This is a genomic window from Methanolacinia paynteri (assembly GCF_000784355.1).
In the GTDB taxonomy this organism is placed as follows: domain Archaea; phylum Halobacteriota; class Methanomicrobia; order Methanomicrobiales; family Methanomicrobiaceae; genus Methanolacinia; species Methanolacinia paynteri.
The window spans coordinates 1-2,657 of record NZ_KN360933.1 but is presented as its reverse complement, the minus strand read 5'-3'; the positions used below and the strand labels follow the sequence as shown (position 1 = coordinate 2,657).

General features: G+C 51.4%; 2 protein-coding genes. Both read left to right on the top strand.

What is annotated here, in order from left to right; all coding sequences use genetic code 11:
• Positions 1–1,495: beta-CASP ribonuclease aCPSF1 (locus METPAY_RS08360; RefSeq protein ID WP_048151375.1), on the top strand; the 1,495-nt coding region annotated here is incomplete at its 5' end.
• Positions 1,496–1,511: 16 nt separating this feature from the next.
• Positions 1,512–2,603, top strand: a complete 1,092-nt coding sequence (locus tag METPAY_RS08355) for an MFS transporter (RefSeq protein WP_048151298.1) — start codon at positions 1,512–1,514, stop codon at positions 2,601–2,603.
• Positions 2,604–2,657 lie beyond the last annotated feature (54 nt).

Genomic DNA, 2,657 nt, shown 5'->3' with positions numbered 1-2,657 from the left:
TGTCAGGACTCCCCCGATCGAGAGCACGACCGTCAAACAGATCCGCCAGTACCTGAGATCGGTTAAGGACGAGAGAAAAGAATTTTTAAGAACGATCGGCCGGAGAATTCACAGGGATGTTACAAGCAAGGACAAATGGGTCCGTGTTACCACGCTCGGATGCTGCAGGGAGGTCGGCAGGGCCGCGTTCCTGTTGTCTACACCGGAGAGCAAGGTCCTAATCGATTGCGGGGAGAAGCCGGGAAGCACCGAGGGAGTCCCTTACCTCTATGTTCCTGAGATCTATCCTTTAAACACGCTTGATGCTGTGGTCCTGACTCATGCCCACCTCGATCACTGTGCGCTCGTTCCTCTTTTGTACAGGTACGGTTTTGAAGGTCCTGTATACAGCACCCCGGCGACAAGGGATCTTGCGGTAATGCTCCAGCTCGATTACCTTGAAGTCGTCACGAACGAGGCGAACCAGGCTCCGTATACCTCAAAGGAGGTGCAGGAATACCTGAAGAGATCAATCGTTCTCAACTATGGAAGTGTGACCGATATCGCGCCTGACATTAAGCTTACATATCACAATGCCGGCCATATTCTCGGTTCGGCAATCGCTCATTTCCACGTCGGCGACGGATTGTACAATATTGCGTTCAGCGGGGACTTCAACTACGGAAAGACGCGTCTGTTCGGCCCTGCGACTTCCCAGTTCCCGAGGCTCGAGACGATCTTTGTGGAGAGCACCTATGGTGGTGCAAATGATATCCAGCCCTCCAAGAATGATGCGGAGGAGAAGCTCTACGAGGCCGTCAATACCACGATCAGCCGCGGCGGAAAGGTAATCATCCCTGCATTCGCTGTAGGACGTTCACAGGAGGTCATGCTGACCCTCGAAGAAGGCATGAGGCTTGAGAAGATCCCGAAGGTGAAGGTATATCTCGACGGAATGATCAAGGAGGCGACGGCAATTCATACGACATACCCCGAATATCTCAACCCTGAACTCAGGAAACAGATATTCCAGGACGGCATGAATCCGTTCCTCTCGGACTGCTTCGTGCAGGTCGACTCACCGGCAATCAGGGAGAATGTCATCGGGGGCGAGCCCTCGATCATTATCACGACGAGCGGTATGCTGAACGGTGGGCCTGTGATGGAATACCTGAACGGCCTTGCCGGCGACGAAAAGAACATGCTGATATTCGTCGGTTACCAGGCCGACGGTACCATGGGAAGGAGAATCCAGAAGGGCTGGAAGGAGATTCCCCTGGGCCGGCGCGGCAGTATAGTGATCAATCTCGAAATCCAGACGATCGACGGTTTCTCGGGACACTCCGACAGGAACCAGCTGATGAGATATATCAATCACCTGAACCCGAGGCCTGAGAAGGTCTTTACGATTCACGGGGACGAGAAGAACGCGATCGACCTTGCGTCTTCGATATACAAGCGTTTCAGGATCGAGACGCATGCACCGAGAAATCTTGAAACATACAGGATGATATAAACAGGATACATTGCATATGAAAGAACGCCTTTCGATAATTTTTGGCGTATTCGTCGTAATGGCGCTTTCAAATGCAGTGGTTCCGGTTCTTCCCTCTTTTGCAAAAGAACTCCCGGCAGTACAGGGTGCGATCTACTCAGCTTATTTTCTGGGTGCCTTTCTGACAGTCTACCCTGCAGGGTTATTGTCCGATAAGATCGGGAAGGTTCTTTTAATCAGAGCAGGTCTGATACTGACTATAATATCAGGCGCTGCCATCGTCTTTTTTCAGGGAGCGTATGAAGTAATTCTCTTCAGGGTCATTGAGGGGGTAGGCGCCGGGATGTTCATATCCGCTGCGCTCTCGTGGGTCAACGAACGGAAGGATCACAAGCGGCTTAGCGGGTATTTCTTCGGTTTCCTTAACCTGGGACTTGTTCTCGGTCTCATTGTAACAGGACTTCTGGAGGAGCCTTTCGGGGAAAGGGGCGGAATGGTATTTTTTACTCTTGCATCGGTAATTCCTCTCATGCTGAATCTATCAGCCCGTGAGAGCGTTCAGGTTGTGAAGGCCGAGGCGGAGACCCTGAGGATTATATCGGATTACCGGTGGCTGTACCTCTCGACGATAATCCTTGTAGGTTCGACCGGCGTTCTGACATCATTGTATCCTGAATTTACTGATGAAAGCCCTGTCGTTTTGAGCATCATAATCGGGATCATGAATGTGTCGACGATCGTCTCGTCTCTTATCGCATCGAGAGCTTCGTTCAGTCCTGTTCCGGTTATCAGGACGGGGGCGCTTCTTATGGCGATTTCCGTTGCGCTTGCCTATTTTGCACCTGAAGCGGGAATTTTGCCTATTATAATTGTTTTTGTACTCGTCGGTTTAATAGCGGGATTCATCCTGGTCGGGCAGACGGATTTTCTGGCCGGGACAGGCTACAGGCAGGGAGTTGTAGTCGGTCTATTCAATACTGCTTCTTATGGTGGGATGACGTTTCTCCCGTATGCATCGGGGCTTTTGTCTCAGTACGTGAGTTATTTCATGGGTTTCATTTTTACCGCCGTTCTTTCGCTGGTTGTCTTTATTACGATCGGAAGGTGCGAGTGCAGAAACAGAGTGTGATCATTACAGGGCGGGGGATGTTTCCCCCTCCCTGTGACCCTCCCCCTCGTGGCG